The sequence below is a fragment of the Streptomyces smyrnaeus genome, from assembly GCF_017676345.1.
GTDB classification, from domain to species: Bacteria; Actinomycetota; Actinomycetes; order Streptomycetales; family Streptomycetaceae; genus Streptomyces; species Streptomyces smyrnaeus.
In genome coordinates this window covers 1-16026 of sequence record NZ_JAFFZM010000030.1, presented here as the reverse complement: position 1 = coordinate 16026, position 16026 = coordinate 1, and the positions used below count along the sequence as shown (strand labels likewise).

Here is a 16026-nt window from a genome sequence, read left to right as displayed (position 1 = left end):
GCCCATGGTGACCTTTCATCACTCCGCCACCGCCCTCCAGGTCCGGCACCGGCACGAGATCCTGACCCTCCAGGCCTGGGGCGCCGACAGCGTCCGGGTACGCGCGGCGCAGTACCGCATCCCGGCCGAGAGCCACGGTGCGCTCGACACGCCCCCGCCGTCCGAGGCGCCACGGATCGACGTCGCCGAGGACCACGCCAGGATCGTCCACGGCGACCTCACCGTGACGGTGGACTTCGACTGCTCCGCCGCCTACCCCGAGCCGCTGCTGACCTTCACCCGTACCAGCACCGGAGCCGTGCTGCTGGCCGAGAGCCGGGAACACTTCTGGCTGCCCGGCGCACGGGTCTTCCACGGCAACCGCTCCGGCGCCTACGAGGTGCACCAGCAGTTCGCCGCCCACCCCGAAGAGCGTCTGTACGGGATGGGCCAGCGCACCCACGGCCGGCTCGACCTCAAGGGCCTGGCCCTGGACCTCGTCCAGCGCAACGGCGAGGTGTCGATCCCCTTCGTGCTGTCCGACCGCGGCTACGGGCTGCTGTGGAACAGCCCCGCACTCGGGAGGGTCGAGTTCGCCCACAACGCCACCCGCTGGCAGGCCGGCCAGGCACGGGAGATCGACTACTGGCTCACCGCGGCCCCCACGCCCGCGGCGATCCTCGCCCGGTACGCCGACGCCACCGGCCACGCCCCGGAGCTTCCGCAGTGGGCCAGCGGCTTCTGGCAGTCCAAGCTGCGCTACCGCGACCAGGACGAACTCCTCGCCGTCGCCCGCGAGCATCGCCGCCGCGGCCTGCCGCTGTCCGTGATCGTCGCCGACTACTTCCACTGGACGGCGATGGGCGACTACCGCTTCGACGGGAGCGAGTGGCCCGACCCCCAGGCCATGGTCGACGAACTGGCCGAGTCGGGGGTCGAGCTGATGGTCTCCATCTGGCCGACCGTCTCCCCGCTGGCCGAGCACTTCGCGGACTACCGGGACCGCGGTCTGCTCGTCGGCAGCGACCAGGGCGTCGAGTTCCACCAGACCATCCAGGACAAGCACATGGCCGCCCCGATGCCGGTGGCCTTCTACGACCCGACCAACCCCGAAACCCGGGCCTACGTGTGGGAGCGGGTCCGGCGGGGCTACCGCGATCTGGGCATCAGGGCCTTCTGGCTCGACGCCTGTGAACCCGAGCTGAACCCGGCCCACCCGGCGAACCTGACGCTGTACGCGGGCCCCGGCGCGGAGGTCGCCGGCATCTACCCTCGGGACAACGCCCGCCTGTTCGCAGAGGGGATGGCCGCCGACGGCGAGGCTGCCGGCACGGTTCTGCTGTGCCGCTCGGCGTGGGCGGGCGCGCAGAAGTACGGCGCCGCGGTGTGGTCCGGGGACATCCCCGCCACCTGGGAGTCCTTGCGGCAGCAGATCCGCGCGGGGCTGAACGTCGCCGTCTCCGGCATCCCGTGGTGGACCACCGACATCGGCGGCTTCCACGGCGGCGACGCACGCGACCCGGCCTACCGCGAACTGATGATCCGCTGGTTCCAGTTCGGCGTGTTCTGCCCGCTCTTCCGGCTGCACGGCGACCGCGAACCGCGCACCCCCACCTCGTACGCGCAATCGGGCGGACCCAACGAGGTGTGGTCGTACGGCGATGAGGCGTACGGGATCATCTCCGGTCTGCTGCATCTGCGTGAGCGGCTGCGCCCCTACATCCACCGGCAGATGCGTACCGCCGCGCGGACCGGGCTGCCGCCGATGCGGCCCCTGTTCGTGGACCACCCGGACGACCCGCGCGCCTGGCGGACCGACGACGCGTTCCTGTTCGGCCCGGACCTCCTCGTCGCCCCTGTCGCCCAGGCCGGACAACGCGCACGAGAGGTCTACCTCCCGGCCGGCACCCGCTGGACCGACGCGGCGACCGGCGAACTCCACGACGGCGGAACCACGGTGGAGGCCGCCGCACCCATCGACCGCATACCCGTCTTCACCCGCGAGGGTGCGGACATACCGCTGACCGAGCACAAGGGAGGAGCCGCGTGACGGCCGAGGAGAACGCGACGAGCGCGGTCGATCCGAGCGGTGGCCGGCCGGTCGTACCGCCCCGAGGCGCCCACCGGCCACTCGGCATGGCCCAGGTGAAGCTCACCGGCGGCTACTGGGCGAAACTCCAGGCCACCAACGCCACCGCGACCCTCGCGCACTGCGAGGAGTGGATGGAGCGGCTGGGCTGGCTGGCCAACTTCGACCGCGTCGCGGACGGCACCACCCGTACCGACCGGCCCGGTTGGACCTTCTCCGACTCCGAGGTCTACAAGCTCATCGAGGCCCTGGCCTGGGAGTACGGCAGGTCGGGCGAACCGGCGCACGACGACGCCGTGCGGCGCCTGACCGCGCGCGTCGCCCGCGCCCAGGACAGCGACGGCTACCTCAACACCTGCTACGGCCACACGAACCAGCAGCACCGCTACATCGACCTGGAATGGGGCCACGAGCTGTACTGCACCGGGCACCTGCTCCAGGCGGCTGTCGCGCGGCTGCGCACCTGGGGCGACGACGAGCTGGTGGCCGTGGCCCGCCGCGCCGCCGACCACGTCTGTGCGACCTTCGGCCCCGACGGGCTGCAGGCCGTCTGCGGCCATCCGGAGATCGAACTCGGCCTGGCCGAGTTCGGGCGGGCACTCGGCGAGAGCCGCTATCTGGACCAGGCCCGGCTGTTCCTCGACCGACGCGGCCACCGGACCCTCCGGGACATCCCGCTGGGCCGAGCCTACTTCCAGGACGACCTCCCGGTCCGCGAGGCCGACACCTGGCGCGGCCACGCCGTGCGCCAGCTGTATCTGTCGGCCGCCGCGGTCGACGTCGCGGTGGAACGGGACGATCGCGGCCTGCTCGCCGCGATCGAGCGCCAGTGGACGAACGCGGTCTCCCGGCGCACCTATCTGACCGGCGGCATGGGCTCCCGCCACCAGGACGAGGGCTTCGGCGAGGACTGGGAGCTGCCCCCGGACCGCGCCTACTGCGAGACCTGTGCCGGCGTCGCCTCGGTCATGGTGTCCTGGCGGCTCCATCTCGCCACGGGAGACATGCGGTACGCAGACCTCATCGAGCGCACCGCCTTCAATGTGATCGCCACCTCGCCGCGCTCGGACGGCCGGGCCTTCTTCTACGCCAACCCGCTGCACCAGCGGACAGCGGGTGACGTGTCCGACGACCGCGAGGTGAGCCAGCGTGCGGAAGGCGGCTCCCGCGCCGCGTGGTTCGACGTGTCGTGCTGCCCCACCAACGTCGCCCGCACCCTGGCCACCTGGCACACCTACCTCGCCACCGCGGGGGAGCGGGAGCTGACCGTGCTGCAGTACGCCGGCGGACAAATCAGCGCCGAACTGGGGGACGGGCGCACCGTCGAGGTCGAGATCGACACCGCCTACCCGTACGACGGCCTGGTGACCGTACGCGTACTGCGGGCGCCCGAGGGCCCGATGGCACTGCGCCTGCGCGTCCCCGACTGGGCCGACGGCGCGGTGCTCGACGAGGGCGGCAACCGCCGCCCCGCAGCGCCAGGAGGGGTCGTCGTGGACCGTGAACTCGTGCCCGGCGAGGAGATCCGGCTCCACCTCCCCACGCACCCGCGCTTCACCTGGCCGGACCCTCGCATCGACGCCGTGCGCGGCTGCGTGGCCGTCGAGCGCGGCCCGCTGGTGTACTGCGCGGAATCCCACGACCTGCCGGATGGCACCGGGCTGGACGATCTGACGGTGGACGGCGCCACCGCGCCGGTGGAACGCGAGGGCCACGTCTTCGTCCGCGCGTTCACCGACCGCCGGCCCGGTCCGGAACCGGTGTGGCCGTACGGGCCGGCACCCGCCCCGAGGACGCCGGAGGCGGCGCGTACCGTTCAGCTGGGACTCGTCCCCTACCACCAGTGGGCCGAGCGCGCGCCCTCCGCCATGCGCGTCTGGCTCCCCGCCCGGGACCAGGACCGCTGAGCCCAGAAGGCCGGGTGGCCCCGGCGCTGGTGGCGCCGGGGCACCGGGTGCTCGGTCACTCCTCCACGCGGAGCGCGGCGAGTTGCTGCTCGAAGGGCACCACGTCCGGTTCCGCGGTGGGGGAGGTGCCCGCCGCGGCGTGCGGGGCGACCAGGCTCGCCAGTTCGCCGCCCGCGCGGGCGATCCGGCGGGAGAAGTCGTCATCCCGGGCGGCCCAGTCGTCGGTGGCCGCGTAGACGGCGGTGGGTGCCGCCACCGCGCGCAGATAGGCGAACAGCGGTCGCATGGCGTGCTCCAGGACGAGCGAGTGGCGCGGAGTGCCGCCGGTGGCGCCCAGCAGTACGGGCTTGCCGGCCAGGGCGTCCTTGTCCAGTACGTCGAAGAACGACTTGAACAGTCCGCTGTAGGAGGCGGAGAAGACCGGGGTGACGGCGATCAGTCCGTCCGCCTCCGTCACCTGCTCGATCGCCTCGCGCAGCCGCGCGTCCGCGAAGCCGGTGACGAAGTTGTGGGCGATCTGGGTGGCCACTTCCCGGAGTTCGACGACCCCGGCCTCGGCCTCGACGCCCTCCTCGCGGAGCGCGACCCGGGTCGCCTCGGCGAGCCGGTCGGCCAGCAGCCGGGTGGACGACGGTTCGCTCAGTCCGGCCGAGACGACGGCCAGCCGCACCGGACGGGTGCTGTCGGCGGATGTCATACGGCGGCTCCCTCGTGTTGTGCGACCCGCGCGGCGTGGGTGGGGGCGTCGGCGGTCCCGGCGGGGCGCCGGGCGGCCATTTCCTCGCGCAGTACCGGTACGACCTCCTCGCCCAGCATGTCCAGCTGCTCCAGCACGGTCTTGAGCGGCAGACCGGCGTGGTCCATGAGGAAGAGCTGGCGCTGGTAGTCGCCGAAGGACTCGCGGAAGGTCAGCGTCTTGTCGATGACCTCCTGGGGGCTGCCGACGGTCAGCGGGGTCTGGTCGGTGAACTCCTCCAGGCTGGGTCCGTGCCCGTAGACGGGGGCGTTGTCGAAGTAGGGGCGGAACTCCGCGACCGCGTCCTGGGACCTGCGCCGCATGAAGACCTGACCGCCCAGGCCGACGAGGGCCTGCTCGCGGGTGCCGTGACCGTAGTGCTCGAAGCGGTCGCGGTAGAGATTGATCAGCTGCTTGAAGTGGTCCTTGGGCCAGAAGATGTTGTTGGCGAAGAAGCCGTCGCCGTAGTACGCGGCCTGTTCGGCGATCTCCGGGCTGCGGATCGACCCGTGCCAGACGAACGGGGGGACGCCGTCCAGCGGGCGGGGGGTGGAGGTGAAGCCCTGGAGGGGGGTGCGGAAGCGGCCCTGCCAGTCGACGACGTCCTCGGTCCACAGCTTGCGCAGCAGCGCGTAGTTCTCGATCGCCAGCGGGATGCCCTGCCGGATGTCCTGGCCGAACCAGGGGTAGACCGGGCCGGTGTTGCCGCGGCCCATCATCACATCGACGCGGCCGTCCGCGATGTGCTGGAGCATCGCGAAGTCCTCGGCGATCTTCACCGGGTCGTTGGTGGTGATCAGGGTGGTGGAGGTGGAGAGGATCAGCCGCTCGGTCCGGGCCGCGAGGTAGCCGAGCATGGTCGTCGGCGAGGACGGTACGAACGGTGGGTTGTGGTGCTCGCCGGTGGCGAAGACGTCGAGTCCCACCTCCTCCGCCTTCAGGGCGATGGTCAGCATCGCCTTGATCCGCTCGTGCTCGGTCGGCGTACGTCCCGTGGTGGGGTCGGGTGTCACGTCGCCGACGGTGAAGATCCCGAACTGGATGGGGGTGGCCGTGGCCGTCATGATGCTCGCCGTCCTCGGTGGTGCGCTCGGTCGAAGTAGTTGACCATTGAACTACCTGTCACCCCTCTCAATGCGCGTGGGTTCCCGGAAATTCCACCGCCCGCACTCGCCCCCGCGGCTTTGCCCGCGGACGACTCCATGTGTGACCTTGGCATCACACAGTGTGCGTGCGGGTGCGAGGCGATGCTCGCTGTCGTCCGCTGTGAAACGATCGGATCGGGCCGCGCAATCCAGCGGAAACCCTGTGGTGGAATGCTGATATGGCCCCGTGCGCCGGGGGACCCGAGCGAACCCCTCTGACCTGCAAGGATAGGCCCCATGGACAAGCAGCAGGAATTCGTCCTCCGCACGCTGGAGGAGCGCGACATCCGGTTCGTCCGGCTCTGGTTCACCGATGTCCTCGGCTTCCTGAAATCGGTCGCGGTCGCCCCCGCCGAACTCGAACAGGCCTTCGATGAGGGGATGGGCTTCGACGGCTCGGCCATCGAGGGCTTCGCCCGCGTCTACGAGTCCGACATGATCGCCAAGCCCGACCCCGGCACCTTCCAGATACTGCCGTGGCGGGCCGAGGCCCCCGGTACCGCACGCATGTTCTGCGACATCCTGATGCCGGACGGCTCCCCCTCCTACGCGGACCCGCGCTACGTCCTCAAGCGCGCGCTGGCCAAGGCCTCCGACCTCGGGTTCACCTTCTACACCCACCCGGAGATCGAGTTCTACCTGCTCAAGGACAAGCCGGTGGACGGCTCCCGCCCCGTTCCGGCCGACTCCTCCGGATACTTCGACCACACCCCGCAGAACGTCGGCATGGACTTCCGCCGCCAGGCCATCACCATGCTGGAGTCCATGGGCATCTCCGTGGAGTTCTCCCACCACGAGGGGGCCCCCGGCCAGCAGGAGATCGACCTGCGCTACGCCGACGCGCTGTCCACCGCCGACAACATCATGACGTTCCGCCTGGTCATGAAGCAGGTCGCACTGGAGCAGGGCGTCCAGGCCACCTTCATGCCCAAGCCGTTCTCCGAATACCCCGGCTCCGGCATGCACACCCACCTCTCCCTGTTCGAGGGCGACCGCAACGCCTTCTACGAGTCCGGCGCCGAGTACCAGCTCTCCAAGGTCGGCCGCTCCTTCATCGCCGGGCTGCTCACCCACGCCGGGGAGATCTCCGCCGTCACCAACCAGTGGGTCAACTCCTACAAGCGCATCTGGGGCGGCGCCAACCGCACGGCCGGAGAGGGCGGCGAATCCCCCTCGTACATCTGCTGGGGCCACAACAACCGCTCCGCGCTGGTCCGCGTACCGATGTACAAGCCCGGCAAGACCGGCTCCACCCGCATCGAGATGCGCTCCCTCGACTCCGGAGCCAACCCCTACCTCGCCTACGCCGTGCTGCTCGCCGCCGGCCTCAAGGGCATCGAGGAGGGCTACGAACTCCCGGCCGGGGCCGACGACGACGTGTGGGCGCTCTCCGACGCGGAGCGACGCGCCATGGGGATCGAGCCGCTGCCGCAGAACCTCGGAGAGGCGATCAGCCTCATGGAACGCAGCGAACTGGTCGCCCAGACACTGGGCGAGCATGTGTTCGACTTCTTCCTGCGCAACAAGAAGCAGGAGTGGGAGGAGTACCGCAGCGAGGTCACCGCCTTCGAGTTGCGCAAGAGCCTGCCGGTGCTGTAGGCCCCTGTCCCACCCTGTCACCGTTTCCCCGGGAAGGCTCCGGCCGCCGGCACCCGCTGCCCGGACACCGGAGGGGCTACGTTGTACCCCCTCCGGGGCGTGGCGGTGTCCCCCGTGGAAAACGGGTAAGGCGGGCCCTCGGACGGACTCCGGGGGATGGGGCGGGCCGGGATATGGAACAAGAGGAGTGAGCGTGGCACCAGAAGGGCGGCGGGGCACCCGGTACGGGCGACTGTTGCGGCACGGTTTCACGGACCCGGAAGCCGCCGCACGGCTCCTCGACAGCCCCTCACTCGCGCCCGTCCGCGACGACGCCCTCTTCCTCGACGCGCTCGGCGCCACCGCCGACCCGGACCTCGCCCTCTTCGGCCTCGTCCGGCTCATCGAGGCGCTGGAGGCCCTCGACAAGGACGCCCAGCCCCTCCTCGACACCCTCCTGGGCGCCAAGCCGCTGCGCGACCGGCTGCTCGGCGTGCTCGGCGCCTCCGACGCGCTGGCCGACCACCTGGCCGGCCACCCGCACGACTGGGAGGCGCTGGTCACCTACGAGTCGGCCGACCTCCACCCCGGGGTGGCCGAGTTCGAGGCGGCGCTGCAGGACGTCGACGGGCCCGACGCGCTGCGGGTCGCCTACCGCAGGGCGCTGCTGTCCATCGCGGCCCGCGACGTGTGCGGCACCAGCGATGTCGCGCAGACCGCCGCCGAACTCGCCGACCTGGCGACCGCCACCCTGCGCCGGGCGCTGACGATCGCCGAGACCGAGGCGCCCGAGGACGCCGCCGCCTGCCGGCTGGCCGTCGTCGCCATGGGCAAGGCGGGCGGCCACGAGCTCAACTACGTCTCCGACGTGGACGTCATCTTCGTCGCCGAACCGGCCGCGGGCAGCTCCGGAGCCGAGAGCGGCGACGAGTCCGAACAGGCCCTGAAGGCGGCCACCCGGATCGCCGCCCGCATGATGCGGATCTGCTCCGACACCACCGCCGAGGGCACCATCTGGCCCGTCGACGCCAATCTGCGCCCCGAAGGCCGCAACGGGCCGCTGGTACGCACCCTCAGCAGCCATCTGGCCTACTACCAGCGCTGGGCCAAGACATGGGAGTTCCAGGCGCTGCTCAAGGCCCGCCCGATGGCGGGCGACGCACAGCTGGGCTACGAGTACGTGGACGCCGTGACGCCGCTGGTGTGGCAGGCGGCCGAGCGGGACAACTTCGTCACCGACGTCCAGCAGATGCGCCGCCGCGTGGTCGCCAGCATCCCCGCGGCCCAGCTGGACCGCGAGCTGAAGCTGGGCCCCGGCGGGCTGCGGGACGTCGAGTTCGCCGTACAGCTGCTCCAGCTCGTGCACGGCCGCAGCGACACCTCGCTGCGCAGCCCCACCACGCTCGAAGCGCTCGACGCGCTGGCCGCGGGCGGCTACGTGGGCCGGCAGGACGCGGCGGCCCTGGACGCCGCCTACCGCTTCCTGCGCACCATGGAGCACCGCATCCAGCTGCACCAGCTGCGCCGCACCCATCTGATGCCGGAGGCCGAGGCCGACCAGCGTCGCCTCGGCCGCTCGCTCGGCTACCGCAGCGAGCCCGTCACCGAACTGCACAAGGCATGGCGGCGGCACGCCTCGGCCGTACGGCGACTGCACGAGAAGCTGTTCTACCGGCCGCTGCTGGACGCCGTGGCCCAGCTGGAGGCCGGACACGAACGCCTCTCGCCGAGGGCCGCCCGGCAGCGCCTGGAAGCGCTCGGCTACGCCGACCCCGCCTCCGCGCTGCGCCACCTGGAGGCGCTGGCCTCCGGCGTCACCCGCAAGGCCGCCATCCAGCGCACCCTGCTGCCGGTACTGCTGGGCTGGTTCGCCGACTCCGCCGACCCGGACGCGGGACTCCTCGGCTTCCGCAAGGTCTCCGACGCGCTGGGCAAGTCGCCCTGGTACCTGCGACTGCTGCGGGACGAGGGCGCCGCGGCCGAGAACCTCGCCCGCGTCCTGTCGGCCGGCCGGTTCGCCCCCGATCTGCTGCTGCGCGCCCCCGAGGCCGTCGCCCTCCTCGGCGACGAGCACGGGCTGCGCCCCCGCTCACGGACCGCGCTCACCCAGGAGACCCTGGCCGCCGTCGGCCGCGCCGAGGGCGCCGAGGCGGCCGTCGCCGCAGCGCGCGGGGTGCGCCGCCGGGAGCTGTTCCGCACCGCCGCCGGCGACCTGATCGGCGCGTACGGCACCGAGGACATCGCCCAGCAAGAACCAGGCGAAGCCCTCGACCGGGTCGGCGACGCGCTCACCGACATCAACGCCGCCACCCTCGCCGGAGCCCTGCGCGCCGCCGTCCGCCAGCAGTGGGGCGACGAATTGCCCACCCGGTTCGCGGTCATCGGCGTCGGCCGCTTCGGCGGCCACGAGATGGGCTACGGCTCCGACGCGGACGTGCTGTTCGTGCACGAGCCGCGGGAAGGGGTCAGCGAACACGAGGCCGGCAAGGCGGCGTTCGCGGTCGCCACCGAGATGCGGCGACTCCTCCAGCTCCCCACCTCCGACCCACCGCTGCTCATCGACGCCGACCTGCGCCCCGAGGGCAAATCCGGCGCCCTCGCCCGCTCGCTGGCCTCCTACGCCGCCTACTACGAGCGCTGGTCGGTGGTCTGGGAGAGCCAGGCACTGCTGCGCGCCGAGTTCGTCGCGGGGGACGCGGGCCTGGGGGAGCGGTTCATCGAACTCATCGATCCGCTGCGGTACCCGACCGGAGGCCTGTCCGACGACGCCGAACGCGAGATCCGCCGCCTCAAGGCCCGGATGGAGAGCGAACGCCTCCCGCGCGGCGCGGACCCGACCACCCACGCCAAGCTGGGGCGCGGCGGACTCACCGACGTCGAGTGGACGGTGCAGCTGATGCAGCTGCGGCACGGCGCGGAACTGCCCGCTTTGCGGACCACCCGGACCAGGGCCGCGCTCGTCGCCGCGCGGCAGGCCGGCCTGATCGGCGAGGACGACGCGGATGTGCTCGACGAGGCATGGGTGCTGGCTTCCCGGGTGCGCAACGCCGCGATGCTCGTGAGGGGGCGCCCCGGCGACACCTTCCCCTCCGAATCGAGGGAGCTCGCAGCGGTCGGCCGGTATCTGGGGTACGAGCCGGGGCACGTCGGTGAGATGCTCGACGACTACCGCCGGGTGACCCGGCGGGCCCGCGCCGTGGTGGACCGCCTCTTCTACGACGCCGAGTGAGCCCGCCCTCCCCGGGAGGGCGGCCCCTCACGCCCTGGCGCTCACGCCGGGGCGGTGGCCAACCGGGGGAGACGGTAGGAGACGCGGCCGTACCAGGCGTAGGACAGGGCGAAGCCCAGACCGAGGCAGAGCAGCCCGCCCACGGCGTCCAGCCAGAAATGGTTGGCGGTGCTCACGATGACGGTCAGTGTCGTGACCGGGTACAGCACCCCCAGCACCTTCACCCACACCGGGCGGGCCAGCATCGCGATGGTGATCCCGCACCACACGGACCACCCTATGTGCATCGAGGGCATGGCCGCGTACTGGTTGGACATCTGGGCGAGGTTCCCGGACGCCATCGACCCCCAGGTCTGATGCACCTGCACGGTGTCGATGAAGTTCCCGCCGTCCATCAGCCGAGGCGGCGCGAGCGGGAAGAGGTAGTAGCCCAGCAGCGCCGTACCCGTCGTGGCGAAGAGCACCAGCCGGGTGGCGGCGTACCGCCCCGGATGCGTGCGGTAGAGCCACACCAGCACCCCGATCGTCACGACGAAGTGCAGCGTGGCGTAGTAGTAGTTCATCGAGACGATCAACCACGTCACACCGCCGACGGCATGGTTGATGGAGTGCTCGACGGCGATACCGAGCGTGTGCTCGGCGCGCCAGATCCAGTCGGCGTTGCGCAGCGCCTCGGCGCGCTGCTCCGGAACGGCGTTGCGGATCAGGGAGTACGTCCAGTAACTGACCGCGATCAGGACGATCTCGAACCACAGCCGGGGGTGCCGGGGGGAGCGCCACCGGGCCAGGACGCCGCGCCTCGCGTCGGCTGCCGCCTTCGGCGGCTCGCCGCCCGTGGCGGTATGCCCCGCGGCGCCTTCGCCGCCCTCGGCGGTGACACGCTCCGCGACGTCTTCGGCGTCGGCGGTGGCGTGGCCCGCAGGGTCTTCGGCGGTGTCCTGCCGGCTGTCGTCTTCGGTCCTCGTCGTCGGTACCCCCATAGAGCGACAGTCTGCCAGATGGGGGCCACGGGCCGATCATCCTGCGGTCGGGTCTTGGACACCCGGCGTCGTACCCTCGGTGGAGCCCGGAGAACTACTTCTCCTACGGGCTCCTCCTACTGGTCCCTCCTACGGGACGCGGTGGATCCGCGTACCACCAGCTCCGGGAGGAAGACGAACTCGCTGTGCGGCGCCGGCGTACCGCCGATCTCCTCCAGCAGCGCCCGTACGGCCGCCTGCCCCATCGCGGTGACCGGCTGCCGGATGGTGGTCAGCGGCGGATCGGTGAAGGCGATGAGGGGGGAGTCGTCGAAACCGATGACGGAGATGTCGTCCGGCACGGCGAGGCCGCGTTGCCGGGCCGCGCGGATCGCGCCGAGCGCCATCATGTCGCTGGCGCACACCACGGCGGTGCAGCCCCGCGCCAGCAGCGCGGTCGCCGCCGCCTGGCCGCCTTCGAGGGTGTAGAGGGAGTGCTGGATCAGCTCGGCGGGATCACCGCGGAAGTGCTCGCGCATGGTCCCGGTGAAGCCCTCGATCTTGCGCTGGACCGGCACGAAGCGCTCGGGCCCGAGGGCCAGCCCGATCCGCTCGTGGCCGAGCGAGACCAGATGGGTGACGGCCAGCCGCATGGCGGCACGGTCGTCGGGGGAGACGAACGGCGCCCGCACCCCCTCGGAGAAGCCGTTGACGAGGACGAAGGGAACCCCCTGGCCGTGCAGGCGTTCGTACCGCCCGACGTCGGCGGTCGTATCGGCGTGCAGCCCCGAGACGAAGATGATCCCGGCGACGCCGCGCTCCACCAGCATCTCCGTCAGCTCGTCCTCGGTGGAGCCGCCGGGGGTCTGGGTGGCGAGGACCGGGGTGTAGCCCTGCCGGGTGAGGCCCTGCGCGATGACCTGCGCGAAGGCCGGGAATATCGGATTCTCCAACTCGGGGATGATCAGCCCAACGAGGCCCTCGCTGCGGCGCCGCAGCTTGACGGGTCGCTCGTACCCGAGCACGTCGAGGGCGGCCAGCACTGATTCGCGGGTGGTCGCCGCCACTCCCGCCTTGCCGTTGAGCACCCGGCTGACGGTGGCTTCGCTGACCCCCGCTTGTGCTGCGATGTCAGCCAGCCGCGCGGTCACAGGACTGGACCTTACCGGCCCGGCATCACGCTGCCCACCAGGTGCAGGAATTCGCCGGGATACGAAGCTTTCCGGCAGGCGCCCCGTCCTCCATCGAGTCCCGGGACTCCTCCGGCACCGAGGAGAGCAGCAGCTCGCCGGGCGGATCCAGGAACACCGCCTCCTCCCCGGTGTTGAGCAGGCAGACCAGACCGGGGCGGGAGAGCGCGAGCACCCCGTCGGGCGCCTCCAGCCACTCCATCGCGCTGTCGCCGAGCCCCGGCAGCAGCCGGCGCAGCCGCAGCGCGGTGCGGTACAGCTCCAGGGTGGAGAGCGGATCGCCCGTCTGGGCCCGCACGGACAGCCCGCGCCAGTCCGACGGCTGCGGCAACCAGCTTCCGGCCGGGCCGAAACCGTAGGAGGGCCCGTCCGGCTCCCAGGGCAGCGGAACCCGGCAGCCGTCCCGCAGCCCCTCCTGGCCCTCGGCCGACGTGCCGGGCACGACACGGAAGAAGGCCGGGTCCTGGCGCGCCTCGTCGGGCAGTTCGGTCACCTCCGGCAGGCCCAGCTCCTCCCCCTGGTAGAGGTAGACGGAGCCGGGCAGCGCGAGCATCAGCAGCGCGGCGGCGCGGGCCCGGGCCAGCGAGCCGAGCCGGGTGCGGTGGCGTACGACGTCGTGGTTGGAGAGCACCCAGGTGGTCGGGGCGCCGACACCGGTGGTGGCCGCCATCGACTCCTCGATCACCCTCCGCAGCTCACCGACGTCCCATCCGGCCTGCAGGAAGTGGAAGTTGAACGCCTGGTGCAGCTCGTCGGGGCGCACATACAGCGCCAGCCGCTCGGCGGTCGGCGCCCACGCCTCGGCGACACCGATCCGGTCGGGGCCGTAGGACTCCAGCAGCCGGCGCCAGGAGCGGTGGATCTCGTGCACACCGTCCTGGTCGAAGAACGGCAGCTGCTGCGCACCGACCATGCGTGCCTGTTCACGCGAGCCGATGTCGGGCAGCCCCTCGGCCTTGACCATGCCGTGCGCCACATCGATACGGAAGCCGTCCACCCCCAGGTCCAGCCAGAACCGCAGCACCGAGTCGAACTCCTCGTGGACGCGCGGATGCCGCCAGTTCAAATCCGGCTGCTGGGGCGCGAACAGGTGCAGGTACCACTGCCCTGCGGAGCCGGGCACCCGGCTCCAGGCCGGGCCGCCGAAGACGGACTCCCAGTCGTTGGGCGGCAGTTGGCCGCGCTCGCCCCGGCCGTCGCGGAAGTAGTAGCGCTCCCGTGCCTCGGGGTCGCCGGCCAGCGCGCGCCGGAACCAGGGGTGCTGGTCGGAGGTGTGGTTGGGAACGATGTCGAGGATGACGCGGAGCCCGAGCGCATGCGCCTCGTCCACCAGCGCACGGGCATCCGACAGCTCGCCGAAGCGGGGGTCGACCGCCCGGTAGTCGGCCACGTCATAGCCGCCGTCGGCCTGTGGGGAGGAGTAGAACGGCGTCAGCCATACGGCGTCGACGCCGAGCTCGGCCAGATAGGGCAACCGCTGCCGCACGCCCGGCAGATCACCCACGCCGTCCCCGTCGCTGTCGGCGAAGGAGCGGACGTAGATCTGGTAGATGACGGCGTCCCGCCACCAGCCCAAGGAGGACTGCGGGGGGCTGGACGCGGGCGCGGGATCGCAGTCGACCGCCGGGTCGGAGCCGACCTCCGGGGCGGAGCCGACGGTTTGCCGGGTGGTGGCGTGCTGGGTGGTGGCGTGCTGGGTCACAAGTCTTCCCCATCGGGCGGGACCCGGTACGGGTCGCGAAGGGTGGCAAGCCAGTGTCAAGGGTGACAACGCGGACACGGCCCAGGAGTTACGTGGGGGAGCGGGGCGCCTCGCATCCTTGCAGAAATTTGCGGCAAGGTCTTTCCTCTGGATGTCACCGCTGTTACGTTCCTCCGCAGCCGGGCGCCGCCACAGGCCAGCAGATGTCGATGCGTGCGCCCTTTCACCTTGCGGAGGGATCGGACATGCGGCGTGGCATAGGCGCCACCGCGCTGGTAGCGGGGCTGGCACTTGCAGCAACAGCTTGCGGCGGCGATTCGGACGGTGCCGGCAACGGCAACGGCAAGATCGAAGGCACTGTCACCTACTGGGACACCTCGAACGACGGCGAGAAGGACACCTACAAGAAGATCGCCGAAGACTTCGAGAAGAAACACCCCAAGGTGGACGTCAAGTACGTGCACGTCAACTTCGGAGACGCCAACCAGAAGTTCAAGAACGCGGCCGGCGGCAACTCCGGAGCACCCGATGTGATGCGCACCGAGGTCGCCTGGGTAGCCGACTTCGCCAACCTCGGCTACCTCGCCCCGCTGGACGGCACCCCGGCGCTCGACAACGAGTCCGACTACCTCAAGACGGCAGCCGGCTCCACCCGCTTCAAGGGCAAGACCTACGCGGTTCCACAGGTCACCGACACCCTCGGCCTCTTCTACAACAAGCGGCTGCTGAAGAAGGCCGGAGTGGAAGTCCCCTCGTCGTTCGCAGAGCTGAAGAAGAACGCCAAGAAGATCAAGGACAAGACCGGCGCCACCGCGCTGTACCTGCGCGGCGACGACCCCTACTGGTTCCTGCCCTACCTCTACGGCGAGGGCGGCGACCTGATCGACGCCGAGCGCAAGAAGGTCACCGTCGACGACAAGCCGGGTGTGCGGGCGCTGGCCACCATGAAGGACCTCGTCGACTCCAAGGCGGCCGTCACCGACTCCAGCGACGGCCAGGAGAACGGCATCAAGGCATTCCAGGAAGGCAAGGTCGCCATGATCATCGACGGCCCCTGGGACATCGCACTCGCCCGCGAGGGCAAGGAGTTCAAGGGCGCCGACGCCGACAATCTGGGCGTGGCCCCCGTACCGGCCGGCAGCAAGGCGCAGGGGTCGCCGCAGGGCGGCTGGAACCTGTCCGTGTACGCCGGCAGCAAGAACATGCGCGCGGCGCAGGAGTTCGCCAAGTACATGAGCAGCGCCGAGGTGCAGGCCCGCACGACGAAGGAGCTGTCGCTCCTGCCCACGCGGAAGTCCGTGTACGAGAGGGATGCCGTGCGGCGCAACGAGATGGTGAAGTTCTTCCGGCCCGCCGTGGAGAAGGCCGTGCAGCGGCCCTGGATCGCCGAGGGCAACTCGCTCTTCGAGCCTGTTCGGGTCGGCGTCGACGGGGTCCTTGCCGGGGGCAAGTCGCCGAAGGAGGCTGCCGCCAAGACTGGCGCCGAGTTCCGCAAACTCTTGAAGGATTACA

At 71.1% G+C, this 16026-nt stretch carries 10 protein-coding genes; 5 read left to right on the top strand and 5 right to left on the bottom strand.

The genetic code is table 11. From position 1 onward, the window contains the following. Nucleotides 1-4: 4 nt before the first annotated feature. Nucleotides 5-2029, top strand: a complete 2025-nt coding sequence (locus JW613_RS32120) for a glycoside hydrolase family 31 protein (RefSeq protein ID WP_209214382.1) — start codon at nt 5-7, stop codon at nt 2027-2029. After that, on the top strand, nt 2026-3975 hold the full coding sequence (locus tag JW613_RS32115; RefSeq protein WP_307866125.1) for a glycoside hydrolase family 127 protein: 1950 nt from the start codon (nt 2026-2028) through the stop codon (nt 3973-3975). The genes JW613_RS32120 and JW613_RS32115 overlap by 4 nt, the downstream gene beginning before the upstream one ends. A 55-nt stretch (nt 3976-4030) precedes the next feature. Here the strand turns inward: JW613_RS32115 and JW613_RS32110 are convergent, their stop codons facing one another. Together JW613_RS32110 and JW613_RS32105 are read right to left on the bottom strand one after the other, a co-directional pair. Next, nucleotides 4031-4672, bottom strand: coding sequence for an FMN reductase (locus JW613_RS32110; RefSeq protein WP_209214381.1), 642 nt, complete (start codon nt 4670-4672; stop codon nt 4031-4033). Then, entirely contained in the window at nt 4669-5754 is a 1086-nt protein-coding gene (locus JW613_RS32105; protein ID WP_209214418.1) for an LLM class flavin-dependent oxidoreductase, read from the bottom strand. Before JW613_RS32105 ends, JW613_RS32110 begins: the two co-directional genes overlap by 4 nt. A 339-nt stretch (nt 5755-6093) precedes the next feature. Here JW613_RS32105 and glnA2 point away from each other — a divergent pair, with 339 nt between their 5' ends. Together glnA2 and JW613_RS32095 are read left to right on the top strand one after the other, a co-directional pair. Then, nucleotides 6094-7455 carry a gamma-glutamylpolyamine synthetase GlnA2 gene (gene glnA2 / locus JW613_RS32100; RefSeq protein ID WP_099880188.1) on the top strand — a complete coding sequence of 454 codons (1362 nt, stop codon included), beginning with the start codon at nt 6094-6096 and terminating at the stop codon, nt 7453-7455. Nucleotides 7456-7648: 193 nt separating this feature from the next. After that, entirely contained in the window at nt 7649-10663 is a 3015-nt protein-coding gene (locus tag JW613_RS32095; RefSeq protein WP_209214380.1) for a bifunctional [glutamine synthetase] adenylyltransferase/[glutamine synthetase]-adenylyl-L-tyrosine phosphorylase, read from the top strand. Nucleotides 10664-10704: 41 nt separating this feature from the next. Here JW613_RS32095 and JW613_RS32090 read toward each other — a convergent pair whose 3' ends face one another. The 3 genes from JW613_RS32090 to JW613_RS32080 form a co-directional block, all read right to left on the bottom strand. Further along, entirely contained in the window at nt 10705-11643 is a 939-nt protein-coding gene (locus JW613_RS32090) for a phosphatase PAP2 family protein (protein ID WP_245226638.1), read from the bottom strand. Between the two features lie 116 nt (nt 11644-11759). Beyond that, nucleotides 11760-12773: a LacI family DNA-binding transcriptional regulator gene (locus JW613_RS32085; protein ID WP_209214379.1), complete on the bottom strand. Its 1014-nt coding sequence runs from the start codon at nt 12771-12773 to the stop codon at nt 11760-11762. A gap of 25 nt (nt 12774-12798) precedes the next feature. Beyond that, nucleotides 12799-14514, bottom strand: coding sequence for a glycoside hydrolase family 13 protein (locus tag JW613_RS32080; RefSeq protein WP_372448030.1), 1716 nt, complete (start codon nt 14512-14514; stop codon nt 12799-12801). Nucleotides 14515-14759: 245 nt separating this feature from the next. Between JW613_RS32080 and JW613_RS32075 the strand changes: the two genes are divergently transcribed. After that, nucleotides 14760-16026, top strand: a 1267-nt coding sequence (locus JW613_RS32075; RefSeq protein WP_209214378.1) for an extracellular solute-binding protein, incomplete at its 3' end; no start/stop codon positions are given.

What these genes read in the sequence shown, in the direction of transcription:
- JW613_RS32120 (WP_209214382.1), top strand. Translation starts at nt 5, where the DNA reads ATGGTGACCTTTCATCACTCCGCCACCGCCCTCCAGGTCCGGCACCGG.
- JW613_RS32110 (WP_209214381.1), bottom strand. Translation starts at nt 4,672, where the DNA reads ATGACATCCGCCGACAGCACCCGTCCGGTGCGGCTGGCCGTCGTCTCG.
- JW613_RS32090 (WP_245226638.1), bottom strand. Translation starts at nt 11,643, where the DNA reads ATGGGGGTACCGACGACGAGGACCGAAGACGACAGCCGGCAGGACACC.
- glnA2 (WP_099880188.1), top strand. Translation starts at nt 6,094, where the DNA reads ATGGACAAGCAGCAGGAATTCGTCCTCCGCACGCTGGAGGAGCGCGAC.